At 60.9% G+C, this 14,885-nt stretch carries 9 protein-coding genes; 3 read left to right on the top strand and 6 right to left on the bottom strand.

All coding sequences use genetic code 11. From position 1 onward, the window contains the following. Positions 1-53: 53 nt before the first annotated feature. The 3 genes from C1N60_RS04205 to C1N60_RS04195 all read left to right on the top strand — a co-directional run bounded on the left by C1N60_RS04205 (position 54) and on the right by C1N60_RS04195 (position 2,283). Positions 54-764, top strand: coding sequence for a TerC family protein (locus C1N60_RS04205; RefSeq protein WP_021506699.1), 711 nt, complete (start codon positions 54-56; stop codon positions 762-764). Positions 765-880: 116 nt separating this feature from the next. Continuing rightward, the gene (locus C1N60_RS04200; protein WP_021506698.1) at positions 881-1,099 is read left to right on the top strand and encodes a YgdI/YgdR family lipoprotein; all 219 of its coding nucleotides are present in this window, start codon (positions 881-883) and stop codon (positions 1,097-1,099) included. 143 nt (positions 1,100-1,242) lie between these two features. Beyond that, positions 1,243-2,283: an NADP(H)-dependent aldo-keto reductase gene (locus tag C1N60_RS04195; protein ID WP_394521435.1), complete on the top strand. Its 1,041-nt coding sequence runs from the start codon at positions 1,243-1,245 to the stop codon at positions 2,281-2,283. A gap of 131 nt (positions 2,284-2,414) precedes the next feature. On the opposite strand, the gene lplT is transcribed toward C1N60_RS04195, so the two are convergent. The 6 genes from lplT to C1N60_RS04165 form a co-directional block, all read right to left on the bottom strand. Next, positions 2,415-3,605: a lysophospholipid transporter LplT gene (gene lplT, locus C1N60_RS04190; RefSeq protein WP_394521434.1), complete on the bottom strand. Its 1,191-nt coding sequence runs from the start codon at positions 3,603-3,605 to the stop codon at positions 2,415-2,417. Beyond that, positions 3,602-5,752, bottom strand: a complete 2,151-nt coding sequence (aas, locus tag C1N60_RS04185) for a bifunctional acyl-ACP--phospholipid O-acyltransferase/long-chain-fatty-acid--ACP ligase (RefSeq protein WP_394521433.1) — start codon at positions 5,750-5,752, stop codon at positions 3,602-3,604. Before aas ends, lplT begins: the two co-directional genes overlap by 4 nt. A 90-nt stretch (positions 5,753-5,842) precedes the next feature. Further along, positions 5,843-7,234, bottom strand: coding sequence for an efflux transporter outer membrane subunit (locus tag C1N60_RS04180; protein WP_394521732.1), 1,392 nt, complete (start codon positions 7,232-7,234; stop codon positions 5,843-5,845). 12 nt (positions 7,235-7,246) lie between these two features. Further along, the gene (locus tag C1N60_RS04175; RefSeq protein ID WP_394521432.1) at positions 7,247-10,348 is read right to left on the bottom strand and encodes an efflux RND transporter permease subunit; all 3,102 of its coding nucleotides are present in this window, start codon (positions 10,346-10,348) and stop codon (positions 7,247-7,249) included. Continuing rightward, positions 10,345-13,494, bottom strand: coding sequence for a multidrug efflux RND transporter permease subunit (locus C1N60_RS04170; protein ID WP_394521431.1), 3,150 nt, complete (start codon positions 13,492-13,494; stop codon positions 10,345-10,347). The genes C1N60_RS04175 and C1N60_RS04170 overlap by 4 nt, the downstream gene beginning before the upstream one ends. Next, entirely contained in the window at positions 13,491-14,696 is a 1,206-nt protein-coding gene (locus tag C1N60_RS04165; protein WP_104188418.1) for an MdtA/MuxA family multidrug efflux RND transporter periplasmic adaptor subunit, read from the bottom strand. The genes C1N60_RS04170 and C1N60_RS04165 overlap by 4 nt, the downstream gene beginning before the upstream one ends. Positions 14,697-14,885: the final 189 nt, after the last annotated feature.

Raw genomic sequence — 14,885 nt, 5'->3', positions numbered from 1 at the left:
CGCCTGCGCCGTGTATAATTCCCGTTTACTTTTCGTTTAGGAATGAAGGATTCATGTTTGACTGGATTGCTGATCCCAACGCCTGGCTGGCGCTGGGAACATTAACCATTCTGGAAGTGGTGCTGGGTATCGATAACATTATTTTCCTGTCTCTGGTGGTCGCGAAACTGCCGCAGCACCAGCAAAACCGGGCGCGCCGGCTGGGTCTGATGGGGGCGATGTTGATGCGCCTCGGGCTGCTGGCCTCCATCGCCTGGGTGGTGAGACTGACGCAGCCGTTGTTTTCCATCATGGACCACGCCTTCTCCGCGCGCGATCTGATTCTGCTGTTCGGCGGCCTGTTCCTGCTGTGGAAGTCGAGCATGGAGATCCATGAAACCATCGAAGGCGGCGAAGAGGAGCACAAAACCAATGTGCACTCTTTCTTCGGCGCCATCGTGCAGATCATGCTGCTCGACATCATCTTCAGCCTGGATTCAGTGATCACCGCCGTCGGTCTGTCCGATCACCTGTTCATTATGATGGCGGCAGTGGTCATCGCGGTGCTGATGATGATGGTGGCCGCGCGCGCGATTGGCGAGTTTGTTGAGCGGCATCCGTCGGTCAAGATGCTGGCGCTGGCGTTTCTGATTCTGGTCGGCTTTACCCTGATCCTCGAGAGTTTTGGTATGCATGTACCAAAAGGTTACATTTATTTTGCGATGTTCTTCTCCATGGCGGTAGAGTGTCTGAACCTGATGCGCAGCAGGAAAAACAAAGCGTAACCTGTCAAGGGCGAGCGCATCTCGCCCTGTTATTTTAGGAATGATGCGATTACTCCAGCTGGCAAAAGCATTTATTACTACACTTTTGCTGTTGAAGTGGCTTGAGGGAGCTGAGAATGAAAGGGTTGGTAAGTGCAGTGGGCCTGCTGCTGGCGGCGCTGGCATTAAGCGGTTGCAGCAGTGATTACGTTATGGCCACCAAAGATGGCCGCATGATTATGACCGAAGGTAAGCCGTCGATTGATAAAGAAACCGGTCTGGTGCAGTACACCGACGAACAGGGCCATGTTATGCAAATTAATGGTGACGAGGTTTCCACCATCATTGAGCGTTAAGTGCCAAATTGCCTCGCCTGTACGCGTTTTCCCCCTGTGCAGGCGATTTCCCGAACTTTCCCCCCTTCCTTCTGCGCCACTTCACAGGCTATAGTCCCAGAGAACACAACATTCCGTTTCATAATGAAAAAAGGAAGCCGGCAATGCATTATCACCGTATCCCCCATAGCACGCTGGAAGTCAGTCAGCTGGGGTTAGGCACGATGACGTTTGGTGAGCAGAATAGCGAAGCCGACGCCCACCAGCAGCTTGATTACGCCGTTAGCCAGGGTATTAACCTGATTGATACCGCCGAGATGTATCCGGTGCCACCGCGTCCGGGAACCCAGGGCCTGACCGAAAAATACATTGGCAGCTGGCTGCAAAAGCGCGGCAGCCGCGACAAAATCATTCTGGCGAGTAAAGTCGCCGGCCCGGTGCGCGGCAGCGATGCGCTGATTCGCCCCAACCAGGCGCTGGACCGCAAGAACATCCGCGAAGCGCTGGACGCCAGCCTGAAGCGCCTCAATACCGATTACCTCGACCTCTACCAGCTGCACTGGCCTCAGCGCCAGACCAACTACTTTGGCAAGCTCGGTTATCAGTATAGTGACAACACCGCCACCGTTACGCTGCTGGAGACGCTGGAAGCGCTGACCGAACAGGTGCGCGCGGGCAAGATCCGTTACATTGGCGTCTCGAACGAAACGGCCTGGGGCGTGATGCGCTACCTGCAGCTGGCGGAGAAGCACGAGCTGCCGCGTATCGTCACCATTCAGAATCCGTACAGCCTGCTGAACCGCAGTTTCGAAGTGGGTCTGGCAGAGATTAGCCAGCATGAGGGCGTGGAACTGCTGGCTTATTCCAGCCTGGCCTTTGGTACGCTGAGCGGCAAATACCTCAACGGGGCGAAACCGGCCGGCGCACGCAATACGCTGTTCAGCCGCTTTACCCGCTACAGCGGCGAGCAGTCACAGCAGGCGATTGCTGCTTACGTGGCGCTGGCGAAACAGCACAACCTGGATCCGTCACAGATGGCACTGGCCTATGTGCGGCAGCAGCCGTTTGTGGCCAGCACCCTGCTCGGTGCCACCACCATGGAACAGCTGAAGGTTAACGTGGAGAGTTTCAACCTGACGCTGAGCGGCGAGGTGTTAGAGGCGCTGGAAGCGATTCACCGTCAGTACACGTATCCGGCACCGTAATCTCCCTGGTGCGCGTTAACGCGCACCCTACAGGGTTTGTGTTACCCTCGTGTACCTGCTGTGGTTTTGGCGTATGCGCCGGGCCAGGGTAGGGTCGCCATTCATGGCGACCTGGTCCCTTTCTGCGCCGCTCAGCGACGCGTTCTCCACCACAGCACGGCAATCGCCATGGCGAACAGCGCGCCGAAGCCCACGCCCGTCGCGACCGCCGGCGCACCCAGCTTAATCGCCACGGTATACAGCCCCAGCATCAGCAGCATCGCGCTGTTCTCACCCAGGTTTTGCACCGCAATCGCGTTGCCAGAACCCACGGTATCTTTGCCGCGCTCCTGCAACAGCGCGTTGAGCGGCACCACAAAGAAGCCGCCCAGCGCACCAATCAGCATCAGCAGCAGATACGCATTCAGCAGGCTATGCTGCAGCGAGAACAGCACCACCATCACGCCAATCAGCACGCCGGCCGGCATGCAGCGCCGCACCGTTTGCAGCGTGACCAGTTTTGCCGCCGCGGCCGCGCCGATAACAATACCGATCGCCACCATGGCATTTAGCGTGGTCGGCGTTTTATTGTCCGTGATGCCCAGCGCCACCGGCACCCACAGCACCAGCAGGAAGCGCAGCGTGACGCCGGCGCCCCAGAACAGGCTGGTGCCGAGCAGCGAGAAGCGGGTTTCACCGTTACGCCACAGCAGCTGTGCCGAGGCGATAAAGCTGCGCAGCATCGCGCCAGCGTGCCAGCTCTGGCCGGGGCGCGCTGCCAGCAGACGCGGAATGAACAGATTCGCCACCACCGCCAGTGCGTAAGTGAGTGCACACACCACCAGTGCTGCCAGCAGATGCCAGTCGGCGAGCACGCCGCCTGCCACCGAGCCGAGCAAAATCGCCGCGATAGTCGACGACTCCATCAGCCCGTTGGCTTTCACCAGCCGCGCGCCGCTGGTGATCTCCGTCAGGATGCCGTATTTCGCCGGCGAATATGCCGCCGCGCCAACGCCCACCAGCGTGTAGCCGAGAAACGGATTAAAGCCGAAGCAGATCACCAGCGCACCGAGCAGCTTAAGGCTGTTGGCAAACATCATCACCCGTCCTTTGGCAAAGCTGTCGGCCATCTGTCCGACAAACGGCGCGAGCAGAATGTAAGTGGCCACAAACAACATCTGCAGGATCGGCTGGCTCCAGTCCGGATAGAACTGACTTTTCAGCAGCGCCAGCGTGGCGAACAGCAGCGCGTTGTCGCCAAAGGCAGAGAAAAACTGTGCCACGATCACCGCCAGCATACTGCGCGACAGCAACGGGGCGTCCGGATTCACCGACTGACTCATGCCCGCTCCTCTTCTGCCAGCTGTTTCAGGCTGACGTAGTCAGGTTTACCGCTGCCCAGCATCGGCAGCTGTTTCATGTAGCGAATATCGCGCGGCACGGCCAGCTCTGGCGCACCCATCTCACGCGCGGCCTGCTGCAGCCGCTCGCGGCTGAGTTCACTGTCAGTGGTAAACAGCACCAGCGCTTCGCCACGCTGGCCATCGGGCCGCAGCGACGCCGCGTGCTGTTTCTCCGCCGAGGCTTTCAGGGCAATCTGCTCCACGCTCTCCAGCGACACCATCTCTCCGGCGATTTTGGCGAAGCGTTTAGCGCGCCCCTGAATCTGACAGAAACCGCCCTCGTCAAAGCTGACAATATCCCCGGTATCGTACCAGCAGGCTTCCTGTTCGCCTTCGCCGTTATCCGCCACCGGTGGCTCCAGCACGCCGGGGTTTTCCACCCGCAGGTAGCCATTCATGACGTTCGGACCGCGCAGCTGCAGCCGTCCGCCCTGCTCAATGCCGGGTACCGCAATCAGACGTGAATCCATGCCCGGCAGAATACGCCCGACGGTATGCGATTTGGCGGCCATCGGTACGTTGATTGCCACCACCGGTGCACATTCGGTCACGCCGTAACCTTCAAGGATGCGGATGCCGTACTTCTCCATGTAGATCTGGCGCGTGCCTTCCTGCAGCTTCTCGGCACCGGCGACGACGTAGCGCAGCCGGGCGAAATCGTACGGGCTGGCAAAGCGCGCATAGTTGCCGAGGAAGGTGGAGGTGCCAAACAGCACGGTGCAGTTACGGTCGTATACCAGCTCCGGCACGATGCGATAGTGCAGCGGGCTGGGATAGAGGAACACCTGCGCGCCGGTCAGCAGCGGCGTGAACAGCCCTACGGTGAGACCGAAGGCGTGGAACAGCGGCAGCGCCGACATAAAGCGGTCGCGCGGGGTGAAATCCGCCACGGTGCGAATCTGCTCCACGTTCGCCAGCAGGCTTTTATGCGAGTGCACCACACCTTTGGGATTGCCTTCCGAGCCGGAGGTAAACAGCACCATTGCCGCGTCTTCTGGCTGCTGGGCAACCTGTGCCCGGCGTGGCAGCAGCAGGTGCGCGAGGATCCACAGTTTGTCCTGCAGCGTGACGGTATCCTTCAGATCCTCCAGATAGATCCACTGCACCTCCGTCAGCCCCTGCGGCAGGTGCCACAGGTTGCCCTTCTCGAGGAACTGGCGCGAGGTAAACACGGTTTTCACCTGCGAGGCGGTCAGCGCCGCGCGCATGCCATTGATGCCGGCGGTGTAGTTGAGCATGGCCGGCACGCGACCGCGCAGTGAAGCCCCGAGAATCGCCGCCGCGGTCACCGTGGCGTTCGGCAGCAGCAGGCCAACGAATTCGCCCTGCTGGCTGTAGCGCTCCAGAATGCGTCCGACACCGAGCGCTTTTTTCAGCAGCCCGGTGTAGCTGTCAGGCTTAAAGTTGATGTCTTCGATGCAGGCTTTACTCAACCCGTAACGGGTGCGCGCATTGAGAAAAGCGTCGAACAGCGTTTCGCGCGGGCGCACCGCCATGCGCGCTTCCATCATCACATGATGTAAATGCTCACCGGCCAGCACGCGGCGGTCGCGCGCGCGTTTCGCTTCCGGCATGGGAATCACCGTGGCCGGCAGCACCGTCAGGGTAATGCGCGGGAACAGGCGGCGTTTAAACACCCCGGCCAGGCGGCCAAACGGCGTGTACTCTGCGCCTTCAATACGCATCGGCACCACGGTGGCGGCGGATTTCGCCGCGACGAAGCCAGCGCCGCTGTAGATTTTCATCAATGAGCCGGTGACGGTAATGCGCCCTTCCGGAAAGATCACCACCGGACGCCCTTCGTTGATCATGCGCACCAGATGTTTGATCGACATCGGTTTGGTGGGGTCGAGCGGCACGAAGTCGATGACCGGCCTGAGCAGGCGCATATACCACTGTTCACTGATCGAAGAATAGACGGCGAACACCGGTTTGATGGGCAGAAACAGCGCCAGCAGCACGCCATCGAGAAACGACATATGGTTTGGCGTAATCAGTACTTTTTCTTTGTGCAGGGCAGTCAGATCGCCACGCAGCTCAACGCGCCATAACAGGCGACAGAGGAAACGCAGAACGGTAAATAGCATGCCAGCTCCTTAGCAGCGGTAAAAAATGGTTCTTACCTTGCAGGATCCGGGGATGTTCGACAAGTAGCGCAGTGATTTATCGTGATGAATTCAGGGTGATTCGCCCTGCCAGCCGCCGCCCAGCGCGGCGATCAGCGCCACGCTGCTCACCCACTGGCTGCTCTGCAACGACAGCAGGCTCTGCTGCTCGCTCAGGCTGCTGTTTTCCGTGGTAGCGACATCAAGGTAATCAATCATGCCGGCGTCATACTGGTTGCGCGTTACGCGTGCTGACGCCTGTGCTGCCACGGCGGCGCGCTGCTGCGCGGCGATTTCCCCCTGCAGGGTATTCAGTTCCACCAGGTTATCTTCCACTTCTCCCAGCGCGCTCAGCACCGTCTGGCGATAAGTGGCCACGCTGGCATCATAGGCGGCACGCGCCTGCGCCACTTTCGCCGAGGTCGAGCCAAAGTCGAGCAGCGTACCGCTGAGCTCCGGCCCCAGCGACCAGGCGCGATTCGGCAGCGACAATAAGCTGTGGATCGCTGAGGCGGTCACGCCACCGCTGGCGCTGAGCGTCAGGTCGGGATAATAACCGGCAATCGCCACCCCGACCGCCGCGTTGGCGGCCGCCACGTTACGTTCGGCATAGGCGATGTCCGGACGGCGCTGCAGCAGCGCCGAAGGCAGGCTCTGCGGAATGGACGGCAGCGTGGCATCCAGCTTCGCCACCGGCAACGTAAAGTCGGCTGGCGCACGCCCCAGCAGCAGCGCCACCGCGTGCTCCAGTTGCGCGCGCTGCCACTGATAATCCTGCGCCGAAGCGCGGGCGCTCTCCAGCTGCATCTGTGCCTGCGCCAGGGTGGCGCGGGATTCGCTACCGGCGCGGTACTTGTTGTTAATCACGCTGAGATAGCGCTGATAAGCTTCAATGCTGCGCTGATAGAGCGCGATCTTTTCGTCGATGATGCGCAGCTGAAAATAGTCCTGCGCCAGCTCTGACTGGGCGCTCAGCGTGACATTGGCCAGTTCAGCCTGGCTGGCCTGCGCGCTGGCCTTATCCTCTTCCTGGGTGCGGCGCAGTTTGCCCCACAGATCCAGCTCCCAGCTGGCATTCAGCGTAGCGCTGTGGCTGTTGCTGACGCTGCGCTGACCGCTGGTGCTGGCACGGCTGCCGCTGCGCGTGCTGCTGACATCGTAGTCGAGTGAGGGAAACAGCGCCGCGCGCGACTGCGCGCTCAGCGCCTGGGCTTCGCGATACTGCGCCGCATAACTGGCGACGTTCTGGTTAGAGATGCTCACCTGGCGCAGCAGGCTGGACAAGGTGGCATCGTGATACACCGTCCACCACTCCCCTTTGCGACTGGCGTCCTGCGGCGTGGCCTGCGTCCAGCCTTTGGCCTCTTTATAGTGCGTCGGCAGCGCCATCGCCGGACGCTGATAATCGGGGCCAACGCTACAGCCAGCAACCAGTAGCGCCGCCGTCAGCGCGCCAATGTTCATCATTTTCATCAATCAGGATTCCACATGACGCACGCGCCGCCACTGACGCTGGGTGGCGCGGCTGAGACGATCCAGCCAGAGATAGACCACTGGCGTGGTGAACAGGGTCAGCAACTGGCTCAGGGCCAGACCGCCGGCAATCGCAATCCCCAGCGGACTGCGTAAATCAGCGTCGCCGCCGCTGCCCAGCGCCAGCGGCAGAGCGCCGAAGAAGGCGGCCAGCGTGGTCATCATGATCGGCCGAAAGCGCATCAGGCACGCCTGCGTAATCGCCTGCTGCGGCGACAGCCCCTGGCTGCGCTCGGCGTGCAGGGCAAAATCGATCATCATGATGGCGTTTTTCTTGACGATACCGATCAGCAAAATGATGCCGATCAGCGCAATCACCGTCAGCTGCGTATTGGTCAGTAGCAACAGCAGCAGCGCCCCGACGCCTGCCGACGGCAGCGTGGAGAGAATGGTCAGCGGGTGAATGTAACTCTCATACAGCACGCCCAGGACGATATACACCGCCGCCAGCGCCGCAATAATCAGCCACGGCATGGTGGCGGTGAGCTGAGAGAACGCCGCGGCGGTGCCGGCAAAGCCCGCCTGAATGCTGGAGGGCAACCCCAGTTGTGCCATCGCTTGCTTAATCAGCGTCTGCGCCTGCTCCAGCGACACGCCGTCGTTGAGGTTGAAGGCGATGGTGCTGGTCGCTGACTGGCCCTGATGCGCAACCGACAGCGGCGCGTTGCCGCCGCTGAAGCGGGCAAAGGCCGACAGCGGCACGCGATCGCCGCTGTCGTTAATCACATACAGTTGTTGCAGCATGGCCGGATCGCGCGTGTCGCTATCCTGCAGGGCCATCACCACATGGTACTGATTGAGCGTGTGATAGAGCGTGGCAATCTGTCGCTGGCTAAAGGCATTGTTCAGCAGCGTGTCCAGCATCTGCACATTAACGCCCAGCCGCGTGGCGCGGTCGCGATCGATATTGATCACCACCTCCTGTCCGCCGGTTTGCGCATCGGAATCCACGCTGTTGAGTTGCGGTATCGCGGCCAGCGCCGCCTGGACTTTCGGTGTCCAGCGGCGCAGCAGGTCGAGATCGTCAGCCTGCAGGCTGTACTGATAAGTAGCGTTGGCGCTGCGCCCGCCGATGTGCAGATCCTGCGCGGCCATCAGGAACAGCTGCGCCCCGGCAATATGGCGGGTTTTCAGGCTCAGCCGGTTAGCCACTTCGGTGGCGCTGGCGCTGCGCTGGTCAAAATCTTTCAGCCGGACAAAAAAGTTGGCGCTATTGCGCGAGCCAAACATGCCGCTGCCCATTGACGACATCACGCTGTCTACCGCCGGATCGGCCTCAATGATTTTGGTAAACGCCAGCATCTTTGGCTTCATCGCCTGGAAGGAGATGTTCTGGTCAGCGCGCAGGGCGCCCATCAGCAGGCCGGTGTCCTGATTGGGGAAAAAGCCCTTTTGCACCACGCTAAACAGAAACAGATTGAGCAGCACGGTGAGCAGCAAACTCAGCAGGGTGATCTTCTGGTGCGCCATCACCCACGCCAGGCCACGCGCGTAGGCGGCCAGCAGCGCGTTGAGCGCATTTTCGATTAGCTGATAGAGCGGATGTGGTCGCCGGGTGACCTGCGGCTTCGGCCGCAGCAGCCGGGCGCACAGCATCGGGGTCAGGCTGAGCGAGACAAGCATGGAGATCAGCAGCGAGACCGTCAGCGTCACAGCAAATTCACGGAACAGGCGGCCAACAATACTGCCCATTAGCAGAATCGGGATAAACACCGCCACCAGCGACACCGTCATCGACAGCACCGTAAAGCTCACCTCATGGGCACCGCGCAGGGCGGCACGCAGCGGACTCAGACCGGCTTCGATGTGCCGGGTGATATTTTCCAGCACCACGATGGCGTCATCAACGACAAAGCCCGTGGCGATGATCAGCGCCATCAGCGACAGGTTATCGAGACTGTAGCCGAGCAGATACATCACCGCGCAGGTGCCAATCAGCGACACCGGCAGCGCCAGCGCCGGAATCACCACCGCCTGCAGATTACGCAGGAAGACAAATACCACGGCAATCACCAGCAGCATCGCCACCAGCAGCGTCTCTTCGGTGTCATACAGGGAGGCGCGCACCGTTGGCGAACGGTCTACCACCACTTTGAGCTGGGTATCGGCAGGCAGATCTTTCTCCAGCTGTGGCAGCTGCGCTTTGATGGCATCGATGGTGTCGAGCATGTTAGCGCCGGCCTGACGCTTGATGGCGATCATCACCGACGGCTGTGAATTGAGAAAACCGGCCTGATACTGATCCTCCACCGAGTCATACACCGTGGCGACATCATGCAGTCGCACCGCCTTACCCGCGTGGTAGCTGACTATCAGGTCGCGGTACTGTGCCGCTTTGTCCAGCTGGCCGTTGCCGTCCACCATCCAGGACTGGCTGCTGCCCTGCAGCATGCCTTTCGGCAGATTGGTGGTGCTGCTGGCGACGGCGCTGCGCACCGTATCCAGCGCAATGCCATAGTGCGTCAGCTGTTGCGGCTGCAGATCGATGCGGACCGCCGGCAGCGCGCTGCCCATCAGCGACACCTCGCCTACGCCCCTGACCTGGCCCATCGCCTGCTCGATTTTGCTTTCGGCGAGGTCATACAGTTCACCCGGCGTGCGCGTGGCTGAGGTAAGCGCCAGCATCACAATCGGCGCGTCCGAGGGATTCGCTTTGCGATAGGTCGGCAGCGACTCCATGGCACTCGGTAACAGGCTGCGTGCCGCATTGATCGCCGCCTGCACGTCGCGCGCTGCACCATTGATATCGCGGTCAAGTTCAAACTGCAGTATCACGCTGGTCGAGCCCTGCGAGCTGGTCGACGTCATCTCCGTCACACCGGCAATCTGGCCGAGCGAACGCTCCAGCGGCGTCGCCACCGTGGCCGCCATGGTTTCCGGGCTGGCGCCGGCCAGGCTGGCGCTGACCATGATGGTAGGAAAATCCACCTGCGGCAGCGGCGCGACGGGCAGCAACCGGTAGCCCAGCGCCCCGAGCAGCAGGATCGCCAGCGTCAGCAGCAGCGTGGCAACCGGGCGAAAGATAAACAGCCGGGTGATGTTCATGGCTCGCCCCGCGCCTGCTGCTGCCGGCGCTGCACGTAGCGCTTACCGCGCTGCGCCAGCCCATCAAACCACAGATAGATCACCGGGGTGGAGAACAGCGTCAGCACCTGGCTCACCAGCAGGCCACCGACAATCACCAGCCCGAGCGGCTGACGCAGTTCAGCACCGGAGCCGGAGGCCAGCATCAGCGGCAGCGCCCCGAGCAGCGCCGCCATGGTGGTCATCAGAATCGGCCGGAAGCGCAGCAGACAGGCCTGATGGATCGCTTCGCGCGGCGTCATATGCTGCTTATGCTGCGCCTCCAGCGCGAAGTCGATCATCATAATGGCGTTCTTTTTAACGATGCCAATCAGCAGAATGACGCCAATCAGCGCGATCAGGCTGAATTCGCTGCCCGCCAGCATCAGCGTCAGCAGCGCCCCGACCGCCGCCGACGGCAGCGTGGAGAGAATGGTCACCGGATGAATAAAGCTTTCATACAGAATGCCCAGCACCACGTACATGGTGATCAGCGCCGCCAGAATCAGCCATAGCGTGTTGCCGGTGGCACTCTGAAACGCCGCGGTTTCACCCTGATAGCGCAGCGTTATGCTGGCGGGCAGTTTAAGCTGCTGCGTGACCTGCGCAATCGCCCGCTGCCCCTCCTCCAGCGAATAACCGGGGTTAAGATTGAACGACACCATCACCGCCGGGAACTGATTCAGGCGCATGTGCATCAGCGCCCCGGTCCGCGCATGCACGCTGGCGATGGCGGTGAGTTTCACCATGCCGGTGGTGGTGGTCTCACTGTCGCTGTCGCTGCTGGTTGATGCGCTGCTGCTCACCGGCAGATAAACGTCATCAAATGACGCCGGCGACTGCTGATACTGCGGCGCCACTTCCAGCACCACGCGATACTGGTTCGCCTGGGTAAAAATGGTGGAAACCAGCCGCTGACCAAAGCTGTTGTACAGCGCGGTATCGACGTCAGCTGCCGTGATGCCGTAGCGCGCCGCTTTATCGCGATTCAGCTCCACATAGGCCACGCGCCCCTGATCCTGCAGGTTGCTGACCACGCCATTAAACTCCGGGCGCTGCTGCAGCGCAGCTATCAGCTGCGGCGTCCAGCGCACCAGGTTTTCGCTGTCGGCATCATCAAGGGTGAACTGGTACTGGCTCGGCGTCACCTGATCGTTGACCGTCAGGTCCTGTGCTGGCTGCAGATAAAGCTGAATGCCGGCGACCCGGCGCGCCGCCTGCTGTAGCTGCGCAATCACCTCATCGGCTTTGACGTCGCGCTGGTCAAACGCTTTCAGGTTGATCTGCAGGCGCCCGCTATTGAGGCTGGTGTTATTGCCGTCGATACCAATGGTTGAGGACACACTCTCGACCGCCGGATTTTGCAGGATCACCGTTGCCAGCGCCTGCTGACGCTGCGCCATCGCCGTGAAGGAGACATCCTGCGACGCCACGGTCACCCCCTGAATCAGCCCGGTATCCTGCGTGGGAAAGAACCCTTTCGGGATGGCCAGATACAGCAGCGCGGTGAGTGCAAAGGTTGCCAGCGCCACCAGCAGCGTCAGCTTCTGATGGTTGAGCACTACGCTGAGCAGGCGGTCATAGCCGCGGACCAGTTTGTCAAACAGCTCGCCGCCTTTGCGCGCAAAGCGTGACTGCTGCGCCTCAGGAATATGCCTTAACAGCCAGGCACACAGCATCGGCGTCAGCGTCAGCGACACCACCATCGACACCAGAATCGACACGGCCAGGGTGATGGCGAATTCGCGGAACAGCCGTCCAACCACATCACCCATAAACAGCAGCGGAATCAGGACCGCAATCAGGGAAAACGTCAGGGAAATAATGGTGAAGCCAATCTGCTGCGAGCCTTTCAGCGCGGCCTGCATCGGCGTTTCCCCCTGCTCCAGCCGGCGCGAAATGTTCTCCACCACCACAATCGCGTCATCAATGACAAACCCGGTGGCGATGGTCAGCGCCATCAGCGACAGGTTGTTGAGGCTGAAATCGGCGAGATACATCACGCCAAAGGTGCCAATCAGCGACAGCGGTACTGCCACGCTGGGAATCAGCGTCGCCGCCACGTTGCGCAGAAACAGGAAGGTCACCATCACCACCAGTGCGATCGACAGCATCAGTTCAAACTGTACGTCGCTGATCGAGGCGCGGATGGTCTGCGTGCGATCGGCGAGCACACGCATTTTCACGCCATCCGGCAGCGCCGCCTGCAAAACGGGCAGCTGTTTTTTAATGCTATCCACCACCTGAATGACGTTGGCGCCAGGCTGGCGCTGCACGCTGATGACAATCGCCGGACGGTTATTGGCCCACGCCGACTGAAAGCGATTCTCCGGCCCCTGCTCGATATGGGCGATATCTTTCAGCCGCAGCGCCGCACCGTTCTGCCAGGTGAGAATCAGATTGCCGTATTCGGCCGCGGTGCGCAGCTGGTCGTTGGCGTCGATGGTCACCGAGTGATATTTGCCGTCGAAACCGCCTTTCGAACCGTTGACGTTGCTGTTGGCGATCAGCGTATTGACGTCTTCCAGCGACAGCTTGTGCGCCGCCAGCGCTTTTGGATCCATCTGCACGCGAATCGCCGGCTGATTACCGCCCGCCAGGGTCACCATCCCCACGCCGTTGATTTGCGACAGCTTCAGCGCCACGCGCGTGTTCACCAGATCCTGCACCTCAGTCAGCGGCAGCGTGTCGGAACTGGCGGCCAGCGTGATCACCGCACTGTCGGCCGGATTGACCTTTTTATACGTCGGCGGATTGGGCAGATCGTCCGGTAACAGATTATTCGCCGCGTTGATTGCCGCCTGGACTTCCTGTTCGGCGACGTCAAGCGACAGATCGAGGCTGAACTTCAGGGTGATAATCGATGATCCGCCCGAGCTGGCAGACGTCATCTGGCTAAGACCGGCCATCTGACCGAGCTGACGCTCCAGCGGCGAGGTCACGGACGAGGCCATCACGTCCGGGCTGGCGCCAGGATAAAGGGTGGTAACCTGAATGGTCGGATAATCCACCTGCGGCAGCGCCGAGGTGGAGAGAAAGCGATAAGCGAACAGACCGGCGATCAGCACGCCGACCATCAGCAGAATCGTCGCCACCGGGCGCAGGATAAACAGACGAGACGGATTCATGGCTGGGTACTTTTGCTGTCGTCAGCCAGCTGGACTTTGCTGCCGTTAGTCAGACGATCGATCCCCTCGGTCACCAGACGATCGCCTGGCGCCACGCCCTGCAGGATCGCCTGACGATCTTCCCCCAGTGCCGGTCCGGCGGTGACCGCTTTGCGCGTCACGCTATTATCTTTGTTGATAATAAACACAAAGCTCCCGTCGCTGCTCAGCTGCAGCGCCTGCGCCGGAATCACCGTCGCGTTTTTCAGCGTGCCGGTTTGCAAACGCAGATTAACGAACTGGTTGGCAAACAGCGCTTCGTCCTGGTTAGGAAAGCTGGCTTTCAGTTCGATGGTGCCGGTGCTGGTATCGATCTGATTGCTGATGTACTTCACCTCACCCTGCGCCAGTATGGTGCTGTTGTCCTGATCGAAGGCCGTCGCGGGCAGGCTCTGGCCGTTGCGCAGTGCGCGCGTCAGCTGCGCGATGTAACTTTGCGGCACGCTGAACGTCACGGCGGCAGGCTGCATTTGCGTCACCACCACAATGCCGGTGGTGTCGCTGGTCTGCACCATATTGCCCGGATCGACCAGCCGCAGACCTACGCGGCCGCTGATCGGCGAGGTGATGCGGGCATACTCAATATCCAGTTTTGCGCTGGCGATTTGCGCCTGATCCGCCGCCACCGCGCCCTGATACTGGCCGACGGTAGCAATCTGGCTATCCAGATCCTGGCGCGACAGCGAGTCCTGCGCTGCCAGCTTTTTGTAGCGTGCCAGCGTCAGTTGCGCACTGTGCAGCAGCGCCTGGTTCTGGCTGAGATCGCCCTGATACTGCGCCAGCGTCGCCTGATAACTGCGCGGATCGATCTGCGCCAGCAGCTGACCGGCGCTGACTTTCTGCCCTTCAGTAAAGAACACCTGCTGCAGCTGCCCGGCCACGCGGCTGGTGACGGTGACGCTGGCGTTGGGGATCACCGTGCCGAGCGCATTCAGGTACACCGGTACGTCGGTCGTCGCGGCAATGCCGCTGTGCACCAGCGTTGCCGGGCCGCTCATCTGCGCCGCGCCGCGATGACCGCCTGGCGGCAGGTCGCCGGGTGCTGCGCCCCGCTTGCCGCCTGCCACACGCCAGATCACGCCGGCCGCGATCAGCAGCACCAGCAACACAAGCAGCCATTTCAGCCAGCGGGAGAAACCAGAACGGGGAGCATGGATAGTCATCAGCGTCTTCAGATCAGCAAAAGTGTGGGTAAAAACCCCGGTAAGCAGGGGATTATTTCAGCGAAAATCATCACGACGCGCATTATCGGCGGATCGCCAGAACGTTTTCTATACGCAAACCGTAAGCGTTTCGTTAAGAGATGCAGGATTTAAACCGCGCCCGGCAGCGGTCGGTGATGGCGCGCGCAG

Source organism: Pantoea sp. SGAir0184 (assembly GCF_043544755.1).
The sequence above is the reverse complement of the archived record's forward strand: the minus strand, read 5'-3'. Positions and strand labels throughout refer to the sequence as shown.